The organism is Pseudomonas sp. P5_A2_2, from assembly GCF_054177685.1.
In genome coordinates, this window is record NZ_JBGCUL010001287.1 from 1 (window position 1) to 1,109 (window position 1,109).

Sequence of the window (1,109 nt, forward strand, 5' to 3'; positions counted from 1 at the left end):
AGGCAGCTGTTCGGCGCCGACTACGCCAACGTCCAGCCCCAAGGCAGCTGTTCGGCGCCGACTACGCCAACGTCCAGCCCCACTCCGGCAGCCAGGCCAACGCCGCGGTTTATCTGGCTCTGCTGCAAGCCGGCGACACCGTGCTGGGCATGAGCCTGGCCCACGGCGGTCACTTGACCCACGGTGCCAAGGTGAGTTTTTCCGGCAAGCTCTACAACGCGGTGCAATACGGCATCGACACCAAAACAGGGCTGATCGATTACGACGAAGTCGAGCGCTTGGCGGTCGAGCACCAGCCGAAAATGATCATCGCCGGGTTCTCGGCCTATTCGAAGACCCTGGACTTCCCGCGCTTCCGCCAGATCGCCGACAAGGTCGGCGCGTACTTTTTCGTCGACATGGCCCACGTCGCCGGCCTGGTGGCGACCGGTCTGTACCCGAACCCGCTGCCCTACGCCGACGTGGTCACTACCACCACCCACAAGACCCTGCGCGGCCCCCGTGGCGGTCTGATTCTGGCCAAGGCCAATGCTGAACTGGAGAAGAAGCTCAATGCCGCGGTATTCCCCGGCGGCCAGGGCGGCCCGCTGATGCACGTGATCGCCGCCAAGGCCGTGTGCTTCAAAGAAGCGTTGGAACCAGGCTTCAAGACCTATCAGGCGCAAGTGATCCGTAACGCCCAGTCCATGGCGCAGGTGTTTATCGAACGCGGTTATGACGTGGTGTCCGGCGGTACCGACAACCATCTGTTCCTGGTCAGCCTGATCCGCCAGGGCCTCACCGGCAAGGACGCCGACGCCGCCCTCGGCCGTGCCGGCATCACCGTCAACAAGAACGCCGTGCCCAACGATCCGCAATCGCCATTCGTGACGTCCGGCCTGCGCATCGGCACGCCGGCGATCACCAGCCGTGGCTTCAAGGAAGCGCAGAGCATTGCGTTGGCTGGATGGATTTGCGACATCCTCGATCACCTGGGCGATGCCGATATCGAGGCCAATGTCGCACGGCAGGCGGCCGCCCTGTGTGCGGACTTCCCGGTCTACCGCGACTGAGCACACAACACAAAACCCTGTGGGAAAAACCCTGTGGGAGCGAGCTTGCTCGCGATG

General features: G+C 63.7%; 1 protein-coding gene. It reads left to right on the plus strand.

Annotation, left to right across the window (positions count from 1 at the left end; all coding sequences use genetic code 11):
* Positions 1–1,052: serine hydroxymethyltransferase (gene glyA / locus ACXRVY_RS30845; protein ID WP_458239186.1), on the plus strand; the 1,052-nt coding region annotated here is incomplete at its 5' end.
* Positions 1,053–1,109: the final 57 nt, after the last annotated feature.